Genomic DNA, 20821 nt, shown 5'->3' with positions numbered 1-20821 from the left:
TTTTGGCCTGCTGTTTCCCAGATGGGAATGACTTGTGTTCTCGGGCTGTCGTGGCGGCAAAAAACACAATATGTTGTGGTTTTTCGCGCCCGGTCGGAAAACTGCTTACGCGGCGCGGGCCTTCAGGCGTTGCAACACCGAGGCCGCATCGGGGCGCAGGGGGGCGCCGCAACCCAGCGCGGCTAGCCTGTTCTGCATCGCTTCGGCATTGGTCGAGGCGGACAGTTCCAGCATCGCGGCGCGGGTCGCATCGAGGTTGGATTGCCGGGTTTGCAGGCGGGCAAGGGTGGCTTCGGCCTCGTCCAGCGTGGCGACGGTTGCCGCACCATGCAGCCGCTGGCTGTGATCGGTGGCGATGGCAAGGCGTTGGCCGCGTTGCAGATCGCGCAGGCGGGTTTCGGCATCCGACAGCACGCTGCGCAGATGTGCGATTTCGGCGTCATAGGTGGCAAGGGCGCTGGCGGTGGTGGCGGCTTCGGCCTCTAGCTGCGCAATCGCGCCGGCGGCTTCGGTTGCCAGATCTTCGCGGCCTTGGGCCAAGGCGGCCAGTGCGCGGGTTTCCAGATCGGCCAGTTGCGCGCTGATCCGGGCGCTCGCTTTGCGTTCGCGCTCGGCATAGGTCATCACCATGGCGACAGCGCGGCGAGCGGTTTCGACCCCGGCGGCGCAATCGCGCAACTGCTGGCGCAGGATCGGCAGCGCCGCAGCATCGGTCAGGCTTTCCGCGGCATCGGCGTTGCGACCACGCAGCAGGGTGACAAACAGTTTGAACATTTCAATCTCCCTTGTTATGAACGGTGTTCATGAAGATTGTATGACAGAGGTGTGAACGTCGTTCAAGAAAATAATGAACGCTGTTCAGGAAATAATCGAGGGCGAAATGCGTAACAATCGCGAAGAGCAGCGCGAGGGGCTGAAGATGCGGCTGATCGACGCCGCCGAAGCGCGAATCGCGGCGGGTGGCCTGAACGGGCTGAAGGCGCGCGATGTGACGGCGGATGCGGGCTGTGCTTTGGGCGCGCTCTATACCGCGTTTGAAGATCTGGATCGGCTGATCCTGCATGTCAACTCGCGCACCTTAGCGCGGCTGGGGGCGGCGTTGCAGGCGGCGGTGGTGCCGGGGCAGGGGCCAAAGGCGGTGATGGCGGCACTGGCGCAGGGCTATGTCGGCTTTGCGCTGGCGAATTTCCGGCTGTGGGCGGCGTTGTTCACCCATCGTCTGCCCGAGGGGATTGAGGCCCCGGATTGGCACCGCGCCGAACATGCCGTCTTGATCGCGCAGATTATCACTCCGTTGGGAAAGCTGCGCCCCGAGTTGGCGGGTGATGCTTTGCGTCAGCGCGCGCTGACCGTATTTGCCGCCGTGCATGGCGTGGTGATGCTGGCGCTGACGGCGCGGTTTGTGGCCACGCCGCGCGATCAGGTGTCGGGTGAGGTTGCGGCCTTGGTCACGGCCCTGACGCGGGGGCTGGCGGAGTGATTGGTGTGGCAGGTGCTTTGCATCTGCCAAGGGCGACATCTCGGCTGAACCCCCCGGAGGCCCAAAGCCTCCGGGCAGCGCCTGCCCTGCCCATGGCAGGCGCTTCTCGCCCGCCAGGTCAGGCGCTGCCCTCTGCCATCGCTGCTTGAAGCGGTTTACCGATACGTTCCCAAATGACCGGGGCAAACTCTCTCCCAGAGAGTTTGCTAGTCCCGGCCAATTTGACCGTTCTACCCGCGCAGCATCTGCCGCGCGGTGCGGATCGCCAAAGCCGCCACCGTCAAAGACGGGTTCGCCGCAGCCGAGGTCGGCAGCACCGAGGCATCGCAGATGTAGAGGTTCTCGATATCATGGCTGCGGCAATCCGGGTTCACTACACTCGTCGCCGGGTCCAGTCCCATCCGTGCCGTGCCGCATTGATGGCTGGGCGTGCGCTTTTCAAACGTCTTGGTCAGCACCAGCGGCCAGCCCGCCTTTTTCAGCGTGGCCTTCAGCTTGGCATTCAGCGCGTCATGCGCCTCCCAGTTCGAGCGATGCCATTGCAGCACGATCTGGCCATCGCGCAAGGTGACACGGCTTTCCGGGTTCGGCAGGTCTTCCGACATCGTCATCAGATGCACCGAATGATCCGCCAGCCAGCGCGATACGAACAGCGGCAAGCCCGATTCCGCCGCCATGATCTCACCCGTGATCCGCCCCAGCATCTGCACATTGCCCAAAGGCTCGCCATTCGGCCCACCCGTTAGATACCAGTCATTCATCTGGATGGTCTTTTCATAAACCGAGCGGTTGCGGCGGAACGGGCTGACGCCCAGAACGGCGGTGATGTTGTGGTTCATGAAGTTGCGGCCGACCTGATCGGAGCGGTTCGCAAGGCCCGTGGGGTTCGCTGCATCGGCGGAGGCCAGCAGCAGGCAGGCCGATTTCACCGCCCCCGCGCAAAGGCAGACCGTGCCCGCTGAAATCTGCTTGGGCTGGCCATCGTGTTCGTATTCCACCGCCGTGATGCGGCCCGCGTCGGCCACCAAGCGCGTGACCTTGGCCTTGGTGATCAGGGTGACATTCGGATGTTTCAGCGCGGCGGCAAGGCCGATGGTTTCGGCATCACTTTTGCCGCCACGGGTGTTCGGGAAGCCGTCAAAGGTCAGTGGGCCGCCTTTCAGCCACAGATCAATATCCACGCCAAGCGGCAGCGCGCCGGGGTGCAGGCCCTGTGCCTTCAGCCGGTTGCACAGATCGACCATATCCGGCTCGTGTGGCACCGGCGGGAAGGGGTAGGGGCGCGAGTGGTGCGGCTCGGTCGGGTCTTCGCCCAAAGCGCCGCGCACCTGATACATCTCCTCGGCGGCCTGATAATCCGGCTCGAATTCATCGTAAGACATCGGCCAGCCGGGGGCAGTGCCACCCATATGCTTGAGCGGGCGAAAATCTTCGGCCCGATAGCGCATTAGCACCGCGCCATAGAATTTCGAATTGCCGCCGGGGTGATAGTAGTTGTTCGGCGTGAAGGTGCCACCTGCCGCGTCATACCAGGTCTCACCGGGGCTGAAATGCCCGCCGAACACCGCCGCCGGATCGCGCGCCGCAACACTGTCGCGCAACCAATCGCCACGCTCCAGTATGACGATGGTTTTCCCCGAAGGCGCCAAAGCCGCCGCCAACGTTGCCCCACCCATGCCAGAGCCGATGATGAGAATATCAGGAGTCGTCATGCGCGCGGCCTTTGTGAAAGCATCAGGAAAAGGGATCGTCCGGAATTTGGCAGAGCAGCGCCAAGCCGTCACCCCTTAAACCGCGCAGATCACGCGAAAATCGGCAGTTTTCACCGGAAAACGCACGATGTTAACGCAAACAATGGGCATTTTCAGTGGAATTTGGGCGATTTGTAACAGCGGTCATTTTGGCATTGGCGTCGGGTGCAAGGCTGTGCCGCGCGAATGCACAAATATCCCCCGAAAGGGCTAAACTTTTGCCATATCAATCGCTTGGGAAAGATTGGCTCCGGCGGTAGGGCGTGGAGCCAAATTCGGTCATTCTGCAAGTTATTGATTTGTAATGAAAATTACTGCGGCGAAGGTCGTCTGTGATACAGTCATGTGCTACAGTTGTCACACAGGCTTAAAAGTAGCGCTTGGTGCCGTAGGCTGCAAGATACAGTCTATATGTTTTGTGCTGTGAACGCGTCACTGGCGCCCTTAACCGTGGCACCGTGGGGTCTATTGTCGGCCGAGATCAAAGAACACCGTGGCCCTTCACGCCGTATGTCTGATGCGGACAACAAGAGGTGATGCGATAAAATCAAGATCGCGATCCGTATTTGTGCTACCTGACCGACATGCCAGAGACCAGGTTTGCAAGATTAGTCCCGGCTTGGATTTTACCATCGCGAGTGTATCCGGGCCCATCTGGATGCACCAAGCCTGACGGCAAACTTGGGACGATCAGACATTGACGTCGCTTCAAGCCTCTTTGGCAGCCGAGCGTGGCGATCATAGCCTCTTGATCGCAGCCAGCACTGCCTGTGGCGTGATCGGGATGTGTGTGACCCGCGCGCCTGTTGCGCTGAAGATTGCGTTGGCGATGGCGGGGGCGATGACGGTGGTCGCAGGCTCGCCCAGGCCGACGGGCACTTCGGTGCTGGCGACAAAGCTGATGTCCAGCGCAGACATGTCGCTGATGCGCAGCGGCGTGTAGGTGTTCAGGTTGGTATCGCGCACCTGGCCCACCACAAATTCGGTGCCCTCGTAAAGCGCCATGCTGAGGCCCCAAAGGGCCGCGCCTTGGGTTTGGGCAAGGGCTGAATCGGGGTCGATGATGGTGCCTGCGTCGGTGACAATCGTCAGTTTTTGCACCCGAACCGCACCGGTGGTTTTGTCCACCGTCACGTCGGCCACGCAAGCGACCCATGTGGGCATGCCGCGTTCTTGGCCAAAGCTGGTGGCGATGCCGCGGCCTGCGCCTGCGGGCAGGGCCGTGCCCCATCCGGCCTTGCTGGCCGCCTGTTGCAACACCGCCGCCTGCCGCAGCGCGCCGCCTTTGTCGCTGGGCGTGATGCCTGCGTTGCGACCCGCACCTGTCAGCAGGCTAAGCCGGAAGGCAAGCGGATCAGTCTTCACATGGGCTGCCGCCTGATCCATGAAGCTTTCCAGCGCCCAGTTTGTCCAGCCCGGCCCGACAGATCGCAGCCAGCCGGGGCGGAAGGTGGCGAGTGCCAAATCGTTTGAAAGGGCGCGGACTTTCAGGGCACCGACCTCATACCAATGGTCCGCGCCAGAAATCGCAAACGGATCGTAGGGCTGGTTGTTGGTGCCCATCGGCATAAAGAACGCGGCCATCGCCTGAGTGGGCCAGCCTGCGGCGGCGTGGTGTTCCATGCCGATGACAGTGCCCTTGGTATCGAACGCCATGCGCAAGGTCTGCACCGAAGGCGACCGGGGGGAGTCGAAGCGCGCGTCGTCTTCACGGGTCAGAATCATCTTGACCGGGCGTTTCAGCGCTTGCGCGGCCAAGGCGGCGGGGATCGCGTAATCGCCGTTCAGCCTGCGCCCAAAGCCGCCGCCGATGGGATAGGTGCGCATCACGATCTTGCTGGCGTCGCGCCCCAAGGCTGTCGCCAGTTGCGGCAGGATCAGGCTTTGCCATTGGTTGCCGGTGTGAATTTCCATCACGCCATTTACCTCTACAGCGAGGGTATTCAGCGGTTCCATCTGAAAGTGCAGGACTGTGGCGGTGGTGAAGGTCGCCTCAACTGTCGATGTGGCGGCGGCAAAAGCCGCGTCGGTGTCGCCCCCGCCCGTGTCCAGCAGCGCGCCGCCCCTGGGATCGGCGATCAGCGCGCGGGCGCGGTCCTGGATTTGCTGTTCGCCCACGGCAGCGGTCGGCCCTGGCGTCCATGTCACCTTGACCAGGGCCGAGGCTTTCAGCGCTGCGGCATAGCTATCGGCCATGACCATCACCCAGCCGGGAACTGTGCCGGAGGGATCATTCAGGATCAGGCTGGAGACATAGCCCTTGACCACCTTGGCGGCGGAATCGTCAACTGTGGTCACAACCGAGCCGTAGCGGGTGGGCGGCAGCAGCGGGCGGGCGTACAGCATGCCATCCACCCTTGCGTCGATGCCATAAACGGTGGAGCCGTCGATTTTACAGGCGATATCAAGGGCTGAGACGGGTTTGCCAATCAGGCGGCGCTCGGCGGCGGCTTTGATCGGCATGGCGGCCAGATCGTCGGCGGTAAAGCTGCGGGTCAGGCCGTGGGCCACGATTTCGGCGTATGTTATGGATTTACCGCCGCCCGAGACGACACCCGCCGCAGCCGTGCAATCGGCTGCATTGGTGCCCATCATCGCAGCCCCGGCCTCAATCAGCGCGATGCGCCCGGCGGCACCTGCTTGCGCGTAGATCGGGAAGCTTTGCCAGACCGACCAGCTGCCGCCAGTGACCATAGTGCCCCATTTCGGATCGGTATCGACATGGGTGATGCGGACTTGGGCCCAGTCAACCTCGAGTTCATCGGCCAGAATGCGGGCGATGGCGGTGCCGATGTGCTGACCCAACTCGGCGCGGATGATGTTGACCGTGACAAGGCCTGTGGCCTCGATGGCATACCACAGGGTGGGGTCAAAGGTGGGTGCTGTTGTGGGCGCGGTCGTTACAAGAGGGCTCCATGTCGCGAGGGCGGGGGTGGTGAAGCCGCAGACAAGGCCGCTGGCGCCAGCGCAGATCAGAAAGCCGCGGCGCGTCAGGGGGAAGGCGTTCAGCTTGGTCATCTCAGGGCTCCATTTCCAGCGCGGCTTGCTTGATGGCTTCCCGAATGCGCGCATAGGTCATGCAACGGCACAAATTGCCCGCCATGATGGCGTCGATCACGGCATCCGTGGGGCTGCTGTATTGGTCGATCAGCGCCACCGCCTGCATGATCTGGCCCGACTGGCAGTAGCCGCATTGCGGGACCTGCAAAGCTAGCCATGCCTTTTGCACCGGGTGGGCGTGGGCGGGGTCCAACCCTTCAATGGTGGTGACACTTGCGCCGGCGGCATCTGCCAGCATCGTGATGCAGGACCGGATTGCCTGACCGTCGATATGCACGGTGCAGGCGCCGCACATGCCAATACCGCAGCCGAATTTGGTGCCGGTCAGCCCCAGATCGTCACGGATCGCCCACAGCAGCGGGGTGTCGGGATCGGCGGCAACTGACACAGATTTGCCGTTGAGTGTGAATTCGATCATGGTCTGCCGCTCCTGTAGGTGTGCAATGCTTCAATCTTCACGCTGGCCGCTGACGCGCATTTTGGCCACGCTGGCCGGAACGTCTGCCCAAGGCGCATCTGGTTTGGCGATGGCGCGCAGCCAGTTGGCCAGCCGGGTCACATCCGCATCGGTCAGCGCGGCGGCAAATCCGGGCATCTGGCCTTCGCCGAATTCGGGGGCCTTGCCGAACAGGATAAACTGCACCAGATCGTCCGGGCTTGCATCCGCCGCCGGGCCCCGCGTGCCGAAGGGCGTTTTGCCCTCACCCCGGTAATGGCACGCGCCACAGGCGGCGGCGAAGGTGCGCGCGGGCAGATCGGGGTGCAGCGGTGTTATGCCCGCGTCCTGCGCGAGTGCGGGCAGCGCGAGCGATAAAAGCGCGCTTGTGGCAAACATGATGCGATGGCGCACAAGACACCTCTTTAGCGTTGGGGGAATGCGTCAGGGCTGCGGTGATTGCGGCCCTGACAGGGTCATCAAGAGGCGAAGGTGTAGTTTGGCAGGGCCTTGAGCGACTCTTTGGTGGCACCGTGCAGGGTAAGTTTCTTGCCGACCAATTCCAGCGCGGATGCGGCTACGACGACATGGTGGGCATCCATGCCCAGAAAGCCGCCGACCGAGACCACGGCGTAGGGGACGGTGCCGCTGGCGGTGATGATCATGTCTTCCAGCTTGCCGATTTCGGTGCCCGCGTCGTCATAGACCGCAGCACCGATGATGGCAGTTGCGCGCCAGCCTGTGGCCAGCACAACCGGATCGACTTGGGTCAGCACGATGGTTTGCTTGGCAGCGTCTGCAAAAGCAGGGGCGACCATTGCAACACCGGCGATCAGCGCGGCGGTCGTCAGCAACTTTGTGAAGTTCTTCATTTCTGGATTTCCTTTAGGCCAAATCCGGCCATTGGTGCCAAGACAACCCTGACACCTTGGTGGTGACGGAAGACACGGGGCGGTCAGTCGTACATCGGCTCGTAGTAGTAGGGATAAAGGTAGCTGTTGTAGTAGTTGGGGCCGAAGGCGGCGTCGGTTCCGGCGGTATTCAGGCGCCGGTAGATCGTGCCGCCCAGTGGCCGCATCGCCTCGTCGAGGGTTGAAGCCCAGGTTTCCGAGACTTCTGCCACCACGGCTGACTGGCCATGTTTCAGGGTGAAGAAACCTTCATTTGCCGCAAGTTCGCGGCGGGTCTCGGTGACGGCATCTGCTGTCGCGCCGATGGCGGCACCAGCCAACGCGCCCACGACCAAGCCGGGAGGCCCGGCAAAAACACCCATCAGCGCGCCGATACCGACACCGATGGCGGTGCGCGTGCCCAGATCGCTGTTGCGGTCGGCGACGCGGATGTGGCCCATGTCATCACGGCGCACGACGGCGGCGCCGTGCACGGTCAAGGCCCCTTCATCGTCCAACTGCCAAAGTTTGCGCAAACCGGCATGGGCCTTGTCGCCCGAGGAGAAGATGACGGCGATGTAGGTATTCATGCGACCACCTTTTTCGGTTCAATGGCGTGGGCCAAGTTGGTGCGGGCGGCGGCGACGGCGGCGCTGAGGCTTTGGGCGGCCTTGTGGGCGCTGTCCAGCATCGCGGTATTGGCGTGCTTGACGCCATCCTTGGCAGCGACGGCCTTGTCCTCGACCAACCGGCCTGCGGCTTCGAGTTTGCTGATTGCGGCTTTGATGCCGGCTTTCACGTCATCGGCCTGATCGGTGCCGAGCGTCTTCATCTTGAGCCCGAGCGCGTTGATGTCGCTTTGAACGGCCTTCACATCTGCCCAGGTGGCATGTTCGGCCTTGGCCATGTTGGCGCTGATCTTCTTGTGCAGGTTCTGCGCGTCGATCCGGGTCATCTCAAGCACGGTATGTGGTTTTGTCATGGGGCACCTTTTTCAGTTGGGGAGATTTCCAGCGACGCAGCAAAAGCGACTGCGCCGTGTCAGGGTGGGTCAGTTGGCGATGGCGTCAGGGGCACCCGGCGCATCACGCAGCGCATCACGCAGGGCATCGCGGGCAAGCTGCAGTTGCTTGGGCACCGAGGTATGCGTCAGGTCGGCGACCATGACGCGTGCGATGCGGTCGTGCACGCTGGGGTGATGCTTTGCCATGTAGTCCATCAAATGCGCGCCTTCGTTGCTTTGGCCCGTGCCGTGACTGACGACGATGATGCGGGCGTCTGCCGGAACGCCTTTGGCGATGGCGTCAAAGAAGCGATGATCGGCAGGAAAGTCTTCTTCGCGGTCGGCATCGTGTTGCCTGCGCGCGATGGCATGGTGCAGGTGATGGGTTTCGTTTGGCGCGTGATGCCCCTCATCCAGCGGCAGTTCGTAAATCCGCGCTCCGGCATGGTCGATGACGATGGCAATGGCGGCTTCGGCTGCGGGTACTGCCGGGATCGGCGCAGCGTGCCACCCGGCCTGCGTTAGCAAGTGGCGCAGCGACATCACGTCATCCGCCGCCAGATCCTTGGCCTGCGCCGTTGCGAAGGTCAGATGGTGTCCGCCCAGCTTGAACACCAGATGGCCGTTATGGGCCAGTTCAACGGCGCCCACGGATTTGAACAATGCAGTGACCTCGCGCCAATGCAGATTGTGCGAGATCGGATGCTGGAAAATGCGGTCCAGCACACGCCGTTCAACGACGGTCAGGTCAGCATGGAGTGAGAGGCTAGCGGCATCAGGCGGCATGATCGGGTCTTTCGTGCAAGGCGACCGGGCCAGACATCTGGCAGGTCTCTTGCCCCTGAACCTAGACCGCAGCGCCATGCCGCGGCAGCTTCGGAAACTACTCAGACGACCACAGGCGTTGGACTGGGTAGTTTCCGAACCTGCCGCGGATGGTGCGAAGGGGCGTAGGATCAACGCGCATCCGTCCTTTGCAAGAAAGCCCAAGTGATGAGCATTGAAGAGCCGAAATTCGCCCTTGCGTTGAAGGATGGCGCGTTCGAAATCCGCGACTATGCCGCCTGCATCGTGGCCGAAGTCACCGTGACCGGCGATCAGAACGAGGCCAGCAGCACCGGGTTTCGTTTGCTGGCGGGCTATATCTTTGGCGGCAATGCAACGCGCCAAAAGATTGCGATGACGGCACCTGTGACCAAGACAGCCAGCAGCGAAAAGATTGCAATGACTGCGCCAGTGACGCTGATTGCCGGGGTCAGCGACTGGCTGGTGCGCTTTACCATGCCCGCGCGTTACACGCTGGCCGATCTGCCGGTGCCGAACAACAAGGCGGTTCGCATCATAGCCGTTCCGGCTGCGCGCTTTGCTGCCTTGCGGTTTTCCGGCCTTGCCGGTGAGGCAAAGGTCGCCGCAGAGACCGAGCGGCTGATGGCGTTCGTGGCGTCACGCAACCTTGTTGCGATGGGCCCGTGTTCCATCGCGCGCTACAATCCGCCGTGGACGCCGTGGTTCCTGCGCCGCAACGAGGTGATGTTGCCCGTCGCAGTCAGTGCGTGACGTTGATGCCGCGCGTGCAGATCGAAACGCATCTTGTTTCACGCATCGGTTGGCTGCGGGCCGGGGTGCTGGGTGCGAATGATGGGATACTTTCGACCGCCAGCCTGATTGTCGGCGTGGCCTCGGCCTCGGGGGACAAAAGCGCTGTGATGGTGGCGGGGCTTGCCGGGCTGGTGGCGGGGGCGATGTCGATGGCGGCGGGAGAGTATGTCTCGGTTAGCAGTCAGGCCGATACCGAGGCCGCCGATATCGCCAAGGAGGCCGCCGAGTTGAAAGCGGACCCGGCAGGTGAGATGCAGGAACTGGCGCGGCTTTATCAGGGGCGGGGCCTGTCCGCCGGGCTGGCGCTTCAGGTGGCGCAGGAGATGACGGCGGGCGGGGCGCTGGCCGCGCACACGCGTGATGAGTTGGGCATCACGCCCGCGCTGGCCGCAAACCCGGTGCAGGCGGGCCTGGTCTCGGCTGCGACATTTGCGTCAGGGGCAGCCTTGCCGCTGTTGGTGGCGGCCGCGGTGCCAGAGGCGCGGGTTCTGCTGGGTGTAACGATTGCGACGTTGCTGGCGTTGGTGGCCCTTGGAGCGATGGGCGCGCGGGTTGGCGGGGCAGGCATGGTGCGCGGGGCGGCAAGGGTGACGATCTGGGGCGCGCTTGCGATGCTGGCCACGGCGCTTGTCGGCTGGGCGTTTGGCACAGTGGTTTAAGATCAACGCTTGGCGGCAGACAAGCCGCGGCCAGCAGGAAAGCAACCTGACATGCCACATCTGACCAAAGCGGCGCGCGATGCCCTGCCAGACCGCGCCTTTGGCCTGCCTGAGGCCCGGTCTTATCCGATGCCCGACGCAGCCCACGCCCGCAATGCCAAGGCGCGCGCTGCCGAGGAGTTCAATCGCGGGCTGTTGTCAGCACGCGACCGCGCCCGCATTGACGCCAAAGCGGATGGCATTCTAGGCCTGCCAGTCACGTCAGCAGCCGTCGGCCATTGCCCGCCTTGAGTAGTTTCCGACCCTGCCAGCCCCAAGACAGGCGGTGGTAGTTTGGTTCGATCGCGAAGGTTCAGAACCATCAAGACCGACGCGGTTCTTAGCCATTCACCCTGAAGGAGACAGCAATGTCTGATGACAAGCAACTCAAGCAATCCGTGCTCGACGAACTGAAATGGGAGCCGAGTGTGAACGCTGCCCATATCGGTGTGACCACGAAAGACGGGGTCGTCACGCTGATGGGCTCGGTTGAAACCTATGCCGAAAAGCATGGCGCCGAAACCGCAGCGCTGCGGGTCAAGGACGTCAAGGCCGTGGCCGAAGAGATCGAGGTTAAGCTGCCGTTCAGCGTCAAGCACGGCGATTCCGAGATTGCCGAAGCGGCGGTAAACCGGCTGGCGTGGAATTCGTCGGTTCCGAAAGATGCTGTGAAAGTGGCGGTCACGAAAGGTTGGGTCACGCTGACCGGCGATGTGCATTGGCACTACCAGCACGACGCTGCCGCCGAAGCGGTGCGCACGTTGTGGGGCGTGACGGGGGTCTCGAACCAGATCGCCATCAAACCGCAAGCCAATGCTGGCGATATCAAATCTGATATCATGGTGGCGTTGAACCGTTCGTGGTTCACCCCTGAAAACATCGACGTGACGGCCTATGACGGCAAGGTCACGCTGACCGGAACCGTGGAATACTGGGACGAACGCGCGCTGGCAGGCACCACGGCGTGGGCGGCACCGGGGGTGACCTCGGTTACCAACGACATCCGCGTGCATTGATCGCAGGGCGCGCCGGGCAACCGGCGTGCCGCCTTCGCGCGCGCGCAGCGATAGCATTGCGCCAAGACACGCGGCCTGCGTTTTGTGCCACGCTATTGCTGAAAACGCTGGTTGCCGCTGCCGCTTAAAGGGGCAATGGCTGCATGGAAATGCAGCGCTGAAATTGGCGGCGCGGACATTCATCCTCTCACCAATGCAAATCGCTGTTGGCACAGGGTTTCGGTTGCCGTTGCGGGATGGGAAAGTCGGTTGCCAAAGCGCGGATGCTTGCCGCGATTTCGGTTTTCAGTTGACCTTTGCATGTTCCGATCCTGCAAGGTTTTTGCCCAAGCCACATGCACAGCGTCAAAGCGCAATCACGCTTGGAACCCAGTGCAGATCCGGAAGTTATACAACCAAGCAAGACAGCGCGCGCAGGCAAGACAGCCCCCGCGTGCCGTTTTTGATTTCGGCTACTTTTTCAGGAGGCTTTCATGCCGCAAACCCAGACTCAGAACCGCCGCTTCGTGCTGGCTGAACGCCCCAAAGGAGAGCCTACATCGGAAACGCTGCGGCTTGAGACAGCAGCTATTCCCGAACCCGGTCCGGGTCAGATGCTGTTGCGCACCGAATATCTGTCGCTTGATCCTTACATGCGGGGCCGGATGAGCGATGCGCCCTCTTATGCCGCCCCCGTCGCCGTGGATGCGGTGATGGAGGGGGGGACGGTCGCGCAAGTGGTGGCCTCACATCTGGCAGGCTTCAAGCCGGGTGATTGGGTACTTTCCTTCAACGGCTGGCAGGATTACGCGGTGTCGGATGGCGCCGGGGTTACGCTGCTGGACGCGGGTATGCCGCATCTGTCTTGGGCGCTGGGCATTCTTGGCATGCCGGGTTTCACCGCTTGGGCGGGTCTGACGCAGATTGGTGCGCCGAAACCGGGTGAGACTGTCTGCGTTGCCGCCGCCACCGGGCCCGTCGGCGCGACGGTCGGCCAGATCGCGAAGTTGATGGGGTGTCATGTAATCGGCATCGCCGGAGGTGCCGACAAATGTGCGCATGCGGTGAATGCTTTGGGGTTTGACGTCTGCCTTGATCACAAGTCGGCATCGTTCGCCAAAGACCTTCAAGCCGCTGCATCCAAAGGCATCGACGTCTATTTTGAGAATGTCGGCGGCGTGGTGTTTGATGCGGTGCTGCCAATTCTGAATACCGGCGCGCGGGTGCCCGTCTGCGGCTTGATCTCCCAATACAACGCAACAGGCGCGCCCGATGGACCAGATCGGATGTCAATGCTGATGGGCCAAATTCTGCGCAAGCGGCTGACGATGCGCGGTTTCATCATCTTTCAGGACTTTGGCCATCTTTACCCTGAGTTCGCCAAGGCGATGGGCGACTGGCTCGACTCCGGCGTGATGCAGTATCGCGAGGAAGTTATCCAAGGCCTGGAGGCGGCACCAGAGGCCTTCATTGGGCTGTTGCGCGGCGACAATTTCGGCAAGCGGGTGATCCATGTGGGTGCCGAAAAGATGATCGAAAACAAAGGAATGCAAAAATGAATGTTTTGATGGTGCTGACGTCGCATGACACGCTTGGCAAGACAGGCAAAAAGACCGGCTTCTGGCTGGAGGAATTTGCGGCGCCCTACTATGTTCTGAAAGACGCAGGCGCGGCTATCACGCTTGCTTCGCCCAAGGGCGGGCAGCCGCCTCTTGACCCCAAAAGCGATGCGCCCGACGCCCAGACAGATGACACTCGCCGCTTCAAGGGCGATGCCACGGCACGTGCAGCGCTGGCATCCACGCATAAACTTGCCGATCTCGACCTGAACAGCTTTGATGCCGTGTTTTTTCCCGGTGGTCACGGGCCGCTGTGGGATCTCGCCGAAGACGCGCAAAGCATCGCGTTGATCGAATATTTCGCAAATGGCGGCAAACCGATCGCGGCTGTGTGCCACGCTCCGGCAATCTTTCGCCATACCAAGCGCGCAGACGGCAAACCGTTGGTGTCGGGCCGCAATGTGACCGGCTTTACCAACACGGAAGAGGCCGCGCAGGGATTGACCGATGTGGTGCCGTTCCTTGTCGAGGATATGTTGGTCGCGAACGGGGCTTTCTACTCCAAGGGGGCCGACTGGTCTTCGCATGTTGTCGTGGATGGCAAGTTGGTGACAGGGCAGAACCCGGCCTCGTCCAAAGCGGCGGCCGAGGCTTTGGTCAAGCTGATCGCATAGCCCGCAGGATGCCGCCCCCCCTGTGCCAAAATCGGGCACAGGGGGGCGGCCTTCCGGATCACCCCGCTGCGCGACGCGTCAGGGCCGGTTTGCAATCGCCGCCAACATCGGCACCGATGGCGAGGCGCGCCAGCGCGGGAAGTGACGTCGCCCCGGTGCGGGCCATAATGGCGGCGCGATGGTTTTCGACGGTGCGTTGGCTGATGCCAAGATCTGCGGCGATGTTTTTGCTGGGATGACCCGCCAGCACATGACCCAGCACCTGATGCTGTCTGTGCGTCAGACCAAAGCCAAGGCCCGGATAGCCCGCCGCAAGGCCACCGTCATCGGCGGTTGTTTCCGGAGGCCGGATGACTTCCGCTGGCAGAATCGATGCCACATCAGCCGGGGCGGGATTGATCGGCGCAAACGTTAAGACCACGCCATCAACTGTCGGATCGGCCGCTTCAAAGGCCCGCAGCGGCAGCAACCTGCATAAAAGGTTTGGACCAGAAGCCAGCGGCAATAAGTGGCTTTCCGCGATGCCGTTGCCCAATACTGCCCTGATGCGATCCAACAAGAACGCGCCAATCGGAGGATGCGCCTCAAGGGCGAATATGGTGCCGATCTGTTCAGCGCAGATGCCAAGCAGACGACCCGCTGCGGTCGTGAAAAGGCGCAGTTTCAGGTCTCGGCTGACGGAAACTGTTGCCAAGCCCAAGCTGCACAAGATGCTGCGCAGGTCTGCGGCTTTTACTAGCTGCTCTGAAAGCGCCGATTGCAAAACGGCATTGCGGGCAAGCAACGCGGTGCTGCCCGAGGGCCGGTCCGTGGGCATGAACGCTTTGCAGTTAAGGTCAAACTGCGGTTTTTTCGGAAGGCCCGCGCTGTGGATTGGGGCGGCTTTTATGCGTGATAATAAATGTGTCTGACCACTCGGCATGATTGAACTCTCCATGGTTGGGTCTGGCAGGATGCGCAACCAATTTTGCTCTAAGCTGCCCTTAGAAATGCTGCGCTATCACAGATCAGCAGGCCGCGTGATATTGGGGCAAACAGCCTTGGGTTGTCCGTCGCAAGGGGTGGCTTAGGGCAACAGTTGCGCTGGCCACGCATCATCACTGGCGACACGATGGGCATTGCGCATAGACGGAATGTCGCGACAAGTGCCGATGGCGAGCGGCAGATGCTATGCTAAGGTGGGGATGTCAAAGCTGACGGTATCACGTCCATGCAAGACCGCAGGTTTGCAACTCCCCGTGTTTGTCTTGCAAACCTTCTAGCTGCATTGAATTGATCGCAGCACGCGAGGATTAGGGCCTGTCCCACTGATCCAGATCAACGCGCGCGTGTGTCGCAGCGCGGATGATGCCAGCAGGCGATTACGTCGCGTTTTGCGGGATATTCAGATGAAACAAGCGAAGTCATTGCTCGTGTGTGGGCCGCGCGCGCGCATCCTTGGCGCTGGCCTGCACTGGCCTGCGGTATTGGCACGGTCTGTGGATGGCTGAAACCAAATCACCCGATGCCCCGGCACCACACAAGCCCTCTGATCCCGAGACAGCCAACAAGGCCGCGCAGCTTCCTGTCGCGTTTCAACCAGTTGCACAAGCCAGCGTGAAATCCGCCCAACGCCGATGGATTATGTGGGCTGGATTGGGTGCATCAGTGATGATCGCGGCCGCATTATGGTTCTTTCAGCCTTGGGGAGCCAGTGGGCTGGCTGTTGCGGTCGAGACCGTAGCGCCTGCGCCGCTCGTCTTGGTTTTGGCCGTGAATGGTCGGCTGGCCCCGCAACATCTGGTCGAGGTAAAGCCGCTGGTTGGCGGCGCCGTGGTGTCGATCCTTGTCGATGAGGGCGCGGTCGTCACGCAGGGCGAGGTTTTGGCGTTGATTGATCCGTCAGGCCAGCTGGCGCAGGTGCGTCAGGCCAAAGCAGCCTTGGACGCAGGGCTTGTGACGCAGGCTCAGGCGCAGGCAAATCTGGCGCGGGCCAAGGCTTTGGGCGCGAACATCGCCCGCACGACACTGGCGGATGCACAGACCGCGCAGCAAACCGCAACACAAGAGGTGGCCCGCCTGACTGCATTGCTGGACCAAGCGCAGATCGGGCTTAAGAAATACACGATTGCGGCGCCGGTCGCGGGCACTGTTCTAAGCCGGAATGTCGAAGTGGGGCAGGTGGTTGATGTTGCTACTCCATTGTTTTCGATAGCTGATATTGCACATCTTGTGGTTGAGACCGATGTCGATGAAGGCTATGCGGCGCGCATCACGCTGGGTTTGCCCGCCATGTTGCAACTGAAGGGGGACAGTGCCAAGCGCGCGGGCAAAGTCAGCTTCGTTGCCGCTCAGGTTGATGCGGCAACTGGCGGTCTGGCGGTAAAAATCGGCTTTGACACGGCGGTCAAAGCACCAGTCGGGCTGACAGTGACGGCGAATATCATCGTGGAAAGACAAGCGGCGGCCATCGCTGTGCCTCGAGCGGCGGTGATCACGGATGCGGTCGGTGCGGCGGTGTTCGTCGCGGTGTCGGGCCACGCTGTGCGCAGGGGCGTCAGGGTGGTCGATTGGCCCGCAGACCGGGTGCAAGTGACCGCTGGGCTGTCAGCGGGTGATGTTGTTATCACCGATGCGACGGGGTTGTCGGACGGGCTGGCTATCAGCGTGCCTGTCACCGCCAAGGCCGATCCCTGATGCTTTACGCGCTGAAAATCGCCTCGCGTTATCTGCTCTCCAGCAAAGCACAGTCAGCTCTTCTGGTGCTGGGTGTGGCTTTGGGCGTGTTCATCTTTATCTTCATGAGCGCGCTTATCGGCGGATTGGCGAACTACATCCTTGCAAGCATCGCCGGTGATCTAAGCCATGTCAGCATCATTGCCGAAGTTGAAGATCCGGCACTTTTGCTGGACCAGAACTCGGGCCACATCCTGCTTGCGCAGGAAAAATCGGCGTTGCGGCAAGCGTTTCTGCGGGACGCGGCGATCTATGTGCCGATGATTGCGGCCTTGCCGGGTGTGGTTGCGGTATCACCGCAGATCACGGGCAGCGGTTTCATCACGCGGGGCGGCCAGGTGGCGCAAGTCGCGATCAACGGGGTCGAGCCGGGCAAGGAATCGGCGATCGTGCAGCTTAAAAGCTACATCGTCGCGGGCTCTGTCGGCTTGGGCACCGGACTTACCTTGATCGGGCAGACTCTGGCGGACGATCTTGATCTGAAGGTCGGCGATACGATCCGGCTGGATTCAGCCCAAGGTGTCAGTGCCTTACTGACCGTATCGGGCATCTACAAGATCGGGCAGGGCGGCTTTGACCGAGCGACGGCCTATGTCAGCCTTGATACCGCCCGCACGCTGATGGCTCTGCCGCAGGGGGTGACGCGCATAGACATCAAGCTGGCTGACCTGATGGCAGCGGATGCGGCCGCGTTGCGGGTCAGCGCAATCACCGGCTTGAAGGCCAAATCCTGGACCGAGCAAGGCGCGCAAGTGATGTCGGCGCTGGCCGCGCAGCGGCAAACCGGGCTTTTGCTGAAATCGTTTGCCATGGTGTCTATCGTGATCGGCATTGCTTCTTCGCTGTTGCTGTCCACCTATCGGCGCAAGGCCGAAATCGGCATCATGCGCGCGATGGGGGCAAGTCGGCGGTTTGTGGTGTTCGTTTTCGTCAGTCAGGGCGCGTTGGTGGGCTTGGTGGGCGGGGTGATGGGGGCAGGGCTGGGCTATCTGGTGCTGCAAGCCTTCCCGCCGCGCGATGCGGCCCATCCCTCTGTGATGCCGATTGATATTCACGAAGGCGCGTTCGGGCTGGCTATTTTGCTGACCATTACCATCGCCACTCTGGCCGCGATCCTTCCTGCCAGGTCGGCGGCGCGGGTCGATCCTGTTACGGCAATTGGCCAATGACAGATGCTTTGTTGCAGGTGAATGACCTTGTGAAAACCTTCGGATCGGGGGATGCAGAGACCCGCGTGCTGCGCGGGCTTTCGCTGCGCATGGACAAGGGCGAGTTGTCGGCGCTGCTCGGGCCATCGGGGTCGGGCAAAAGCACGCTGCTGACCATTCTGGGCACCTTGATGCAACCTACATCCGGCGGCCATGTGATGCTGGGTGTCGATCTGACCACAGCCAACGACCGCGCGTTGACCGAGTTTCGCAACCGCCACATCGGCTTTGTGTTTCAGTTTCACAACCTGCTGCCCGACTTTACCGCGCTTGAAAACGTGATCTTCCCGACTGCCGTGCGCGAGGGTCGCGAAACCGCGGCGGCGCGGGCGCGCGGGCGCGATCTGCTTGGGCGGATGGGGCTGGCTGACCGGGTGGATTTTCCGTCAACCAATCTGTCAGGTGGCCAGAAACAGCGCGTGGCCGTCGCCCGCGCGTTGATGAACAGCCCCGAACTGGTTCTGGCCGATGAGCCCACTGGCAACCTTGACCGCGCGTCGGCCATTCAGGTGATGGAGTTGATCGGCCAGATCAACCGCGATGAGGGCACGACCTTTCTGATCTCGACCCATGACGAGAAAATAGCTGCGACCTGCCGACGTCAGATCGTGGTGGGCGATGGGGTGGTGACGGGGTAGGGGTGTTGGCCTTCCACGTCGCGCGCGTGCATCAAGCTGTTTTCGCGCGCGTGGATCACGACCCAAAGCCATAGGCCAGCCGCGTCATCCTGCCGCGAAAATAGGGTTTTTCGCCCTGTGCGGTCTGCCAGATCACCTCACCCACAAACGGCACCAGCATGCCATCTTGCCTGCGATAGTCCGACATCCGGCAATCCCACGGCATCAGCACCACGGTTTTGCCCACCATGCCCCCGCGCGCGTCCGCGTGCACTTCGGCCACCAGACCATCGGGGCCGAACCGAAACAACAGGGTCAGGCAGACTGCACCATCGGTCATTGTGGCGCGGGCGGATGTGTCATCGACCGCCTGCCAGACCACGCCCTGACTGGGCAAAAGTGCAGTCGGATACCAGACGGCCTCGGCGAAATACCGCATCAACTCGCCGCGCGCGATCTCGCCTTTGCCCTGCACTTCCCCCAACGAGAACAGGCCGAGGATAGCGGGGCGCAGACGGCCCGTTTCTGCGATATAGGCATCCACCACCCGCACCGGCACGCCGGGAAACATCTGGATCACGGCATCCCAGACAAAGCCGGGGCCGGCGGTGGTGATGTGCTGCCGGGCGGTGAACGGCCTCCATTGTGCGGTGGCAAGGCTAAGGTTGAAGGTGCCGCTTTGGGTCAGATCAACCGTTCGGATGATCGGCTGGCCGTGTGTCAGTGCCTGTTTGAAATAGCGCTGCACCGGGGCGGGCAAGCCTGCAATCTCGCCCGCGTCAAAGCGCGCCGCACAGCCACCCACCTGCCCGTCGTCCAGCACTGCCACAAGGTTGCGGGTTGCGACCTTCCAGCGCCATGCGCCAACTGCGGCCAGGCCTGCGTAGATCAGAGCAAGCACGGCAAGGCATCCGGCGCACCATTTCAGCATATCCATGCGATGTTCCCTTGTTTGAAGCCAGATGGCGGCAGGCCCGTCACACCATCACCGCAGAAACCGGCCTGCGCGCGGCATAGGGCATCGCAGCCCCCCGCCCAAAGCGCATCACCAGATCGGGTCTGCGCCCCGGCAGGCCGATCAAAGACGCAAGCGCGGGCCGCAATGCGGCCACCTCGACCGGTTGGTTCAGGAAGGCATGTTTCAAACCCATCGCCGTCGCCTGCAATGCAAAGCGCTGACACGCCCGCCCGACTTTCACCCAGTGTTCGGCATCTTGCTTGGCTGCCACAAACACGGCCAGTCCGGCAGATGATGCGATTTTGGCGGCGTTGCTGGTGTTCTCGGACTTCGACGTATAGGCCCAATCCAGCATCATCTGCCCCAGCCAGTCTGGCATCACCGGGTTGCCTGTCGTGGCGCTGAACAACCCGTCGCCCGCGTTGATTGCATCGCGCGGATTGAACCGCATCCAGTGTTTCAACTCGGCCATGAAGGCGGGGTCGGCGATCTGTGCCGTGTTTGCCGCAGCGATCAGATCGGCGAGTTTGGCCATCTGGCCGTGGTCTGTCATCAGGATCAGATCGACGCCCGGCAGGCGGGCGGCCATTGCCAGACGGTCAAGCTCGGCGGATGTCAGTGTTGATCCGTCATACATCCCGCGCGTTGATTGCCGCAGCGCGATCACATCCGACAAGTCGGTATCAACTGCGGCACCATCCGCGTAGGAAAAGCGCACAACACCGCCACCCCGGGCATAAAACTGCAAGCGGCCCGGCAGCCCGCGTGACGCAGCAGCGATGGACAGGTTCTCCGCCGCGCAGCCCAGACTGACGAACAGGTGGTGATCGTCAGGGTCCACCACCGGCGTTGCGCGGGTTCGGTCTGGTGCAAGCGTGATGCTGCGGGCTTCGGCGTGGAACGTCCACGCTTGGGTGTTGTGGCTGTTGGCGGCCAGAGTGGCAAAGCGGATCAGATCTGCCGCTTTGGGACGTGCGGGAAGTGCCGCGCGCAAAGCGGTCACGGCGGCGGTATAATCCTGCATCGACCCCATGTCGCGCAGACCCAACCATGTTGCAGCCGCCCCGGCCAGCAGCAGCCCGCCGCCACCGATCATCAGATTGCGCCGCGTTCGCATGGACGAGACTCCTATTGTGTTATGCGGGCACGCCGATCAGCCTGAACTGACGTCTGGGCGA

General features: G+C 62.1%; 22 protein-coding genes. 10 read left to right on the top strand and 12 right to left on the bottom strand.

The genetic code is table 11. From position 1 onward, the window contains the following. Positions 1-105 precede the first annotated feature (105 nt). A complete protein-coding gene (locus ACFOGH_RS06140; protein ID WP_380072185.1) occupies positions 106-774 on the bottom strand; it encodes a PspA/IM30 family protein in 669 nt (222 codons plus the stop codon). Between the two features lie 106 nt (positions 775-880). On the opposite strand from ACFOGH_RS06140, the gene ACFOGH_RS06135 reads away from it, so the two are divergent. Then, positions 881-1480 (top strand): TetR/AcrR family transcriptional regulator, encoded by a 600-nt coding sequence (locus tag ACFOGH_RS06135; protein WP_380072184.1) that lies wholly within the window; start codon positions 881-883, stop codon positions 1478-1480. Between the two features lie 230 nt (positions 1481-1710). On the opposite strand, the gene ACFOGH_RS06130 is transcribed toward ACFOGH_RS06135, so the two are convergent. From ACFOGH_RS06130 to ACFOGH_RS06095, 8 genes are all read right to left on the bottom strand, one after another. Further along, complete coding sequence (locus tag ACFOGH_RS06130) at positions 1711-3192, bottom strand: GMC oxidoreductase (protein WP_380072183.1); 1482 nt, start codon at positions 3190-3192, stop codon at positions 1711-1713. A 777-nt stretch (positions 3193-3969) separates the two neighbouring features. After that, positions 3970-6249: a xanthine dehydrogenase family protein molybdopterin-binding subunit gene (locus ACFOGH_RS06125; protein WP_380072182.1), complete on the bottom strand. Its 2280-nt coding sequence runs from the start codon at positions 6247-6249 to the stop codon at positions 3970-3972. A gap of 1 nt (position 6250) precedes the next feature. After that, a complete protein-coding gene (locus tag ACFOGH_RS06120; RefSeq protein ID WP_380072181.1) occupies positions 6251-6709 on the bottom strand; it encodes a (2Fe-2S)-binding protein in 459 nt (152 codons plus the stop codon). A gap of 30 nt (positions 6710-6739) precedes the next feature. Beyond that, a complete protein-coding gene (locus ACFOGH_RS06115) occupies positions 6740-7126 on the bottom strand; it encodes a c-type cytochrome (RefSeq protein WP_380072180.1) in 387 nt (128 codons plus the stop codon). Positions 7127-7206: 80 nt separating this feature from the next. Continuing rightward, positions 7207-7599, bottom strand: coding sequence for a PRC-barrel domain-containing protein (locus ACFOGH_RS06110; RefSeq protein WP_380072179.1), 393 nt, complete (start codon positions 7597-7599; stop codon positions 7207-7209). 83 nt (positions 7600-7682) lie between these two features. Beyond that, positions 7683-8207, bottom strand: a complete 525-nt coding sequence (locus ACFOGH_RS06105) for a hypothetical protein (RefSeq protein ID WP_380072178.1) — start codon at positions 8205-8207, stop codon at positions 7683-7685. After that, positions 8204-8599: a hypothetical protein gene (locus ACFOGH_RS06100; protein WP_380072177.1), complete on the bottom strand. Its 396-nt coding sequence runs from the start codon at positions 8597-8599 to the stop codon at positions 8204-8206. Before ACFOGH_RS06100 ends, ACFOGH_RS06105 begins: the two co-directional genes overlap by 4 nt. 69 nt (positions 8600-8668) lie before the next feature. After that, complete coding sequence (locus ACFOGH_RS06095) at positions 8669-9406, bottom strand: hypothetical protein (RefSeq protein ID WP_380072176.1); 738 nt, start codon at positions 9404-9406, stop codon at positions 8669-8671. 207 nt (positions 9407-9613) lie between these two features. Between ACFOGH_RS06095 and ACFOGH_RS06090 the strand changes: the two genes are divergently transcribed. From ACFOGH_RS06090 to ACFOGH_RS06065, 6 genes are all read left to right on the top strand, one after another. Next, the gene (locus ACFOGH_RS06090) at positions 9614-10177 is read left to right on the top strand and encodes an SOUL family heme-binding protein (protein ID WP_380072175.1); all 564 of its coding nucleotides are present in this window, start codon (positions 9614-9616) and stop codon (positions 10175-10177) included. Between the two features lie 5 nt (positions 10178-10182). Beyond that, positions 10183-10878, top strand: coding sequence for a VIT1/CCC1 transporter family protein (locus ACFOGH_RS06085; RefSeq protein ID WP_380072174.1), 696 nt, complete (start codon positions 10183-10185; stop codon positions 10876-10878). A 51-nt stretch (positions 10879-10929) separates the two neighbouring features. After that, complete coding sequence (locus ACFOGH_RS06080) at positions 10930-11169, top strand: hypothetical protein (RefSeq protein ID WP_380072173.1); 240 nt, start codon at positions 10930-10932, stop codon at positions 11167-11169. Positions 11170-11285: 116 nt separating this feature from the next. Then, positions 11286-11933, top strand: coding sequence for a BON domain-containing protein (locus ACFOGH_RS06075; RefSeq protein WP_380072172.1), 648 nt, complete (start codon positions 11286-11288; stop codon positions 11931-11933). A gap of 473 nt (positions 11934-12406) precedes the next feature. After that, on the top strand, positions 12407-13471 hold the full coding sequence (locus ACFOGH_RS06070; protein ID WP_380072171.1) for an NADP-dependent oxidoreductase: 1065 nt from the start codon (positions 12407-12409) through the stop codon (positions 13469-13471). Beyond that, complete coding sequence (locus tag ACFOGH_RS06065) at positions 13468-14145, top strand: type 1 glutamine amidotransferase domain-containing protein (RefSeq protein ID WP_380072170.1); 678 nt, start codon at positions 13468-13470, stop codon at positions 14143-14145. The genes ACFOGH_RS06070 and ACFOGH_RS06065 overlap by 4 nt, the downstream gene beginning before the upstream one ends. A gap of 58 nt (positions 14146-14203) precedes the next feature. Here ACFOGH_RS06065 and ACFOGH_RS06060 read toward each other — a convergent pair whose 3' ends face one another. Then, positions 14204-14962, bottom strand: coding sequence for a LuxR C-terminal-related transcriptional regulator (locus ACFOGH_RS06060; RefSeq protein WP_380072169.1), 759 nt, complete (start codon positions 14960-14962; stop codon positions 14204-14206). Positions 14963-15795: 833 nt separating this feature from the next. Between ACFOGH_RS06060 and ACFOGH_RS06055 the strand changes: the two genes are divergently transcribed. Genes ACFOGH_RS06055 through ACFOGH_RS06045 form a run of 3 tightly spaced genes read left to right on the top strand, consistent with a single transcriptional unit; the run spans position 15796 to position 18706 of the window. Then, positions 15796-16821: an efflux RND transporter periplasmic adaptor subunit gene (locus ACFOGH_RS06055; protein ID WP_380072168.1), complete on the top strand. Its 1026-nt coding sequence runs from the start codon at positions 15796-15798 to the stop codon at positions 16819-16821. After that, positions 16821-18029: an ABC transporter permease gene (locus ACFOGH_RS06050; RefSeq protein WP_380072167.1), complete on the top strand. Its 1209-nt coding sequence runs from the start codon at positions 16821-16823 to the stop codon at positions 18027-18029. Before ACFOGH_RS06055 ends, ACFOGH_RS06050 begins: the two co-directional genes overlap by 1 nt. Beyond that, entirely contained in the window at positions 18026-18706 is a 681-nt protein-coding gene (locus tag ACFOGH_RS06045; RefSeq protein WP_380072166.1) for an ABC transporter ATP-binding protein, read from the top strand. The genes ACFOGH_RS06050 and ACFOGH_RS06045 overlap by 4 nt, the downstream gene beginning before the upstream one ends. 55 nt (positions 18707-18761) lie before the next feature. On the opposite strand, the gene ACFOGH_RS06040 is transcribed toward ACFOGH_RS06045, so the two are convergent. Together ACFOGH_RS06040 and ACFOGH_RS06035 are read right to left on the bottom strand one after the other, a co-directional pair. Next, positions 18762-19622 (bottom strand): DUF6920 family protein, encoded by an 861-nt coding sequence (locus tag ACFOGH_RS06040; protein WP_380072165.1) that lies wholly within the window; start codon positions 19620-19622, stop codon positions 18762-18764. A 40-nt stretch (positions 19623-19662) separates the two neighbouring features. Further along, positions 19663-20760, bottom strand: coding sequence for an Acg family FMN-binding oxidoreductase (locus ACFOGH_RS06035; RefSeq protein WP_380072164.1), 1098 nt, complete (start codon positions 20758-20760; stop codon positions 19663-19665). Between the last annotated feature and the right edge of the window lie 61 nt (positions 20761-20821).

The sequence above is a fragment of the Cypionkella sinensis genome, assembly GCF_042646385.1.
Lineage (GTDB): Bacteria > Pseudomonadota > Alphaproteobacteria > Rhodobacterales > Rhodobacteraceae > Cypionkella > Cypionkella sinensis.
This window is presented reverse-complemented; position numbering and strand designations above follow the sequence as displayed.

What these genes read in the sequence shown, in the direction of transcription:
- ACFOGH_RS06055 (WP_380072168.1), top strand. Translation starts at nt 15,796, where the DNA reads ATGATCGCGGCCGCATTATGGTTCTTTCAGCCTTGGGGAGCCAGTGGG.
- ACFOGH_RS06090 (WP_380072175.1), top strand. Translation starts at nt 9,614, where the DNA reads ATGAGCATTGAAGAGCCGAAATTCGCCCTTGCGTTGAAGGATGGCGCG.
- ACFOGH_RS06095 (WP_380072176.1), bottom strand. Translation starts at nt 9,406, where the DNA reads ATGCCGCCTGATGCCGCTAGCCTCTCACTCCATGCTGACCTGACCGTC.
- ACFOGH_RS06050 (WP_380072167.1), top strand. Translation starts at nt 16,821, where the DNA reads ATGCTTTACGCGCTGAAAATCGCCTCGCGTTATCTGCTCTCCAGCAAA.
- ACFOGH_RS06060 (WP_380072169.1), bottom strand. Translation starts at nt 14,962, where the DNA reads ATGCCCACGGACCGGCCCTCGGGCAGCACCGCGTTGCTTGCCCGCAAT.
- ACFOGH_RS06135 (WP_380072184.1), top strand. Translation starts at nt 881, where the DNA reads ATGCGTAACAATCGCGAAGAGCAGCGCGAGGGGCTGAAGATGCGGCTG.
- ACFOGH_RS06130 (WP_380072183.1), bottom strand. Translation starts at nt 3,192, where the DNA reads ATGACGACTCCTGATATTCTCATCATCGGCTCTGGCATGGGTGGGGCA.
- ACFOGH_RS06075 (WP_380072172.1), top strand. Translation starts at nt 11,286, where the DNA reads ATGTCTGATGACAAGCAACTCAAGCAATCCGTGCTCGACGAACTGAAA.
- ACFOGH_RS06040 (WP_380072165.1), bottom strand. Translation starts at nt 19,622, where the DNA reads ATGGATATGCTGAAATGGTGCGCCGGATGCCTTGCCGTGCTTGCTCTG.
- ACFOGH_RS06085 (WP_380072174.1), top strand. Translation starts at nt 10,183, where the DNA reads ATGCCGCGCGTGCAGATCGAAACGCATCTTGTTTCACGCATCGGTTGG.
- ACFOGH_RS06045 (WP_380072166.1), top strand. Translation starts at nt 18,026, where the DNA reads ATGACAGATGCTTTGTTGCAGGTGAATGACCTTGTGAAAACCTTCGGA.
- ACFOGH_RS06105 (WP_380072178.1), bottom strand. Translation starts at nt 8,207, where the DNA reads ATGAATACCTACATCGCCGTCATCTTCTCCTCGGGCGACAAGGCCCAT.
- ACFOGH_RS06065 (WP_380072170.1), top strand. Translation starts at nt 13,468, where the DNA reads ATGAATGTTTTGATGGTGCTGACGTCGCATGACACGCTTGGCAAGACA.
- ACFOGH_RS06125 (WP_380072182.1), bottom strand. Translation starts at nt 6,249, where the DNA reads ATGACCAAGCTGAACGCCTTCCCCCTGACGCGCCGCGGCTTTCTGATC.
- ACFOGH_RS06080 (WP_380072173.1), top strand. Translation starts at nt 10,930, where the DNA reads ATGCCACATCTGACCAAAGCGGCGCGCGATGCCCTGCCAGACCGCGCC.
- ACFOGH_RS06035 (WP_380072164.1), bottom strand. Translation starts at nt 20,760, where the DNA reads ATGCGAACGCGGCGCAATCTGATGATCGGTGGCGGCGGGCTGCTGCTG.
- ACFOGH_RS06070 (WP_380072171.1), top strand. Translation starts at nt 12,407, where the DNA reads ATGCCGCAAACCCAGACTCAGAACCGCCGCTTCGTGCTGGCTGAACGC.
- ACFOGH_RS06110 (WP_380072179.1), bottom strand. Translation starts at nt 7,599, where the DNA reads ATGAAGAACTTCACAAAGTTGCTGACGACCGCCGCGCTGATCGCCGGT.
- ACFOGH_RS06115 (WP_380072180.1), bottom strand. Translation starts at nt 7,126, where the DNA reads ATGTTTGCCACAAGCGCGCTTTTATCGCTCGCGCTGCCCGCACTCGCG.
- ACFOGH_RS06100 (WP_380072177.1), bottom strand. Translation starts at nt 8,599, where the DNA reads ATGACAAAACCACATACCGTGCTTGAGATGACCCGGATCGACGCGCAG.
- ACFOGH_RS06120 (WP_380072181.1), bottom strand. Translation starts at nt 6,709, where the DNA reads ATGATCGAATTCACACTCAACGGCAAATCTGTGTCAGTTGCCGCCGAT.
- ACFOGH_RS06140 (WP_380072185.1), bottom strand. Translation starts at nt 774, where the DNA reads ATGTTCAAACTGTTTGTCACCCTGCTGCGTGGTCGCAACGCCGATGCC.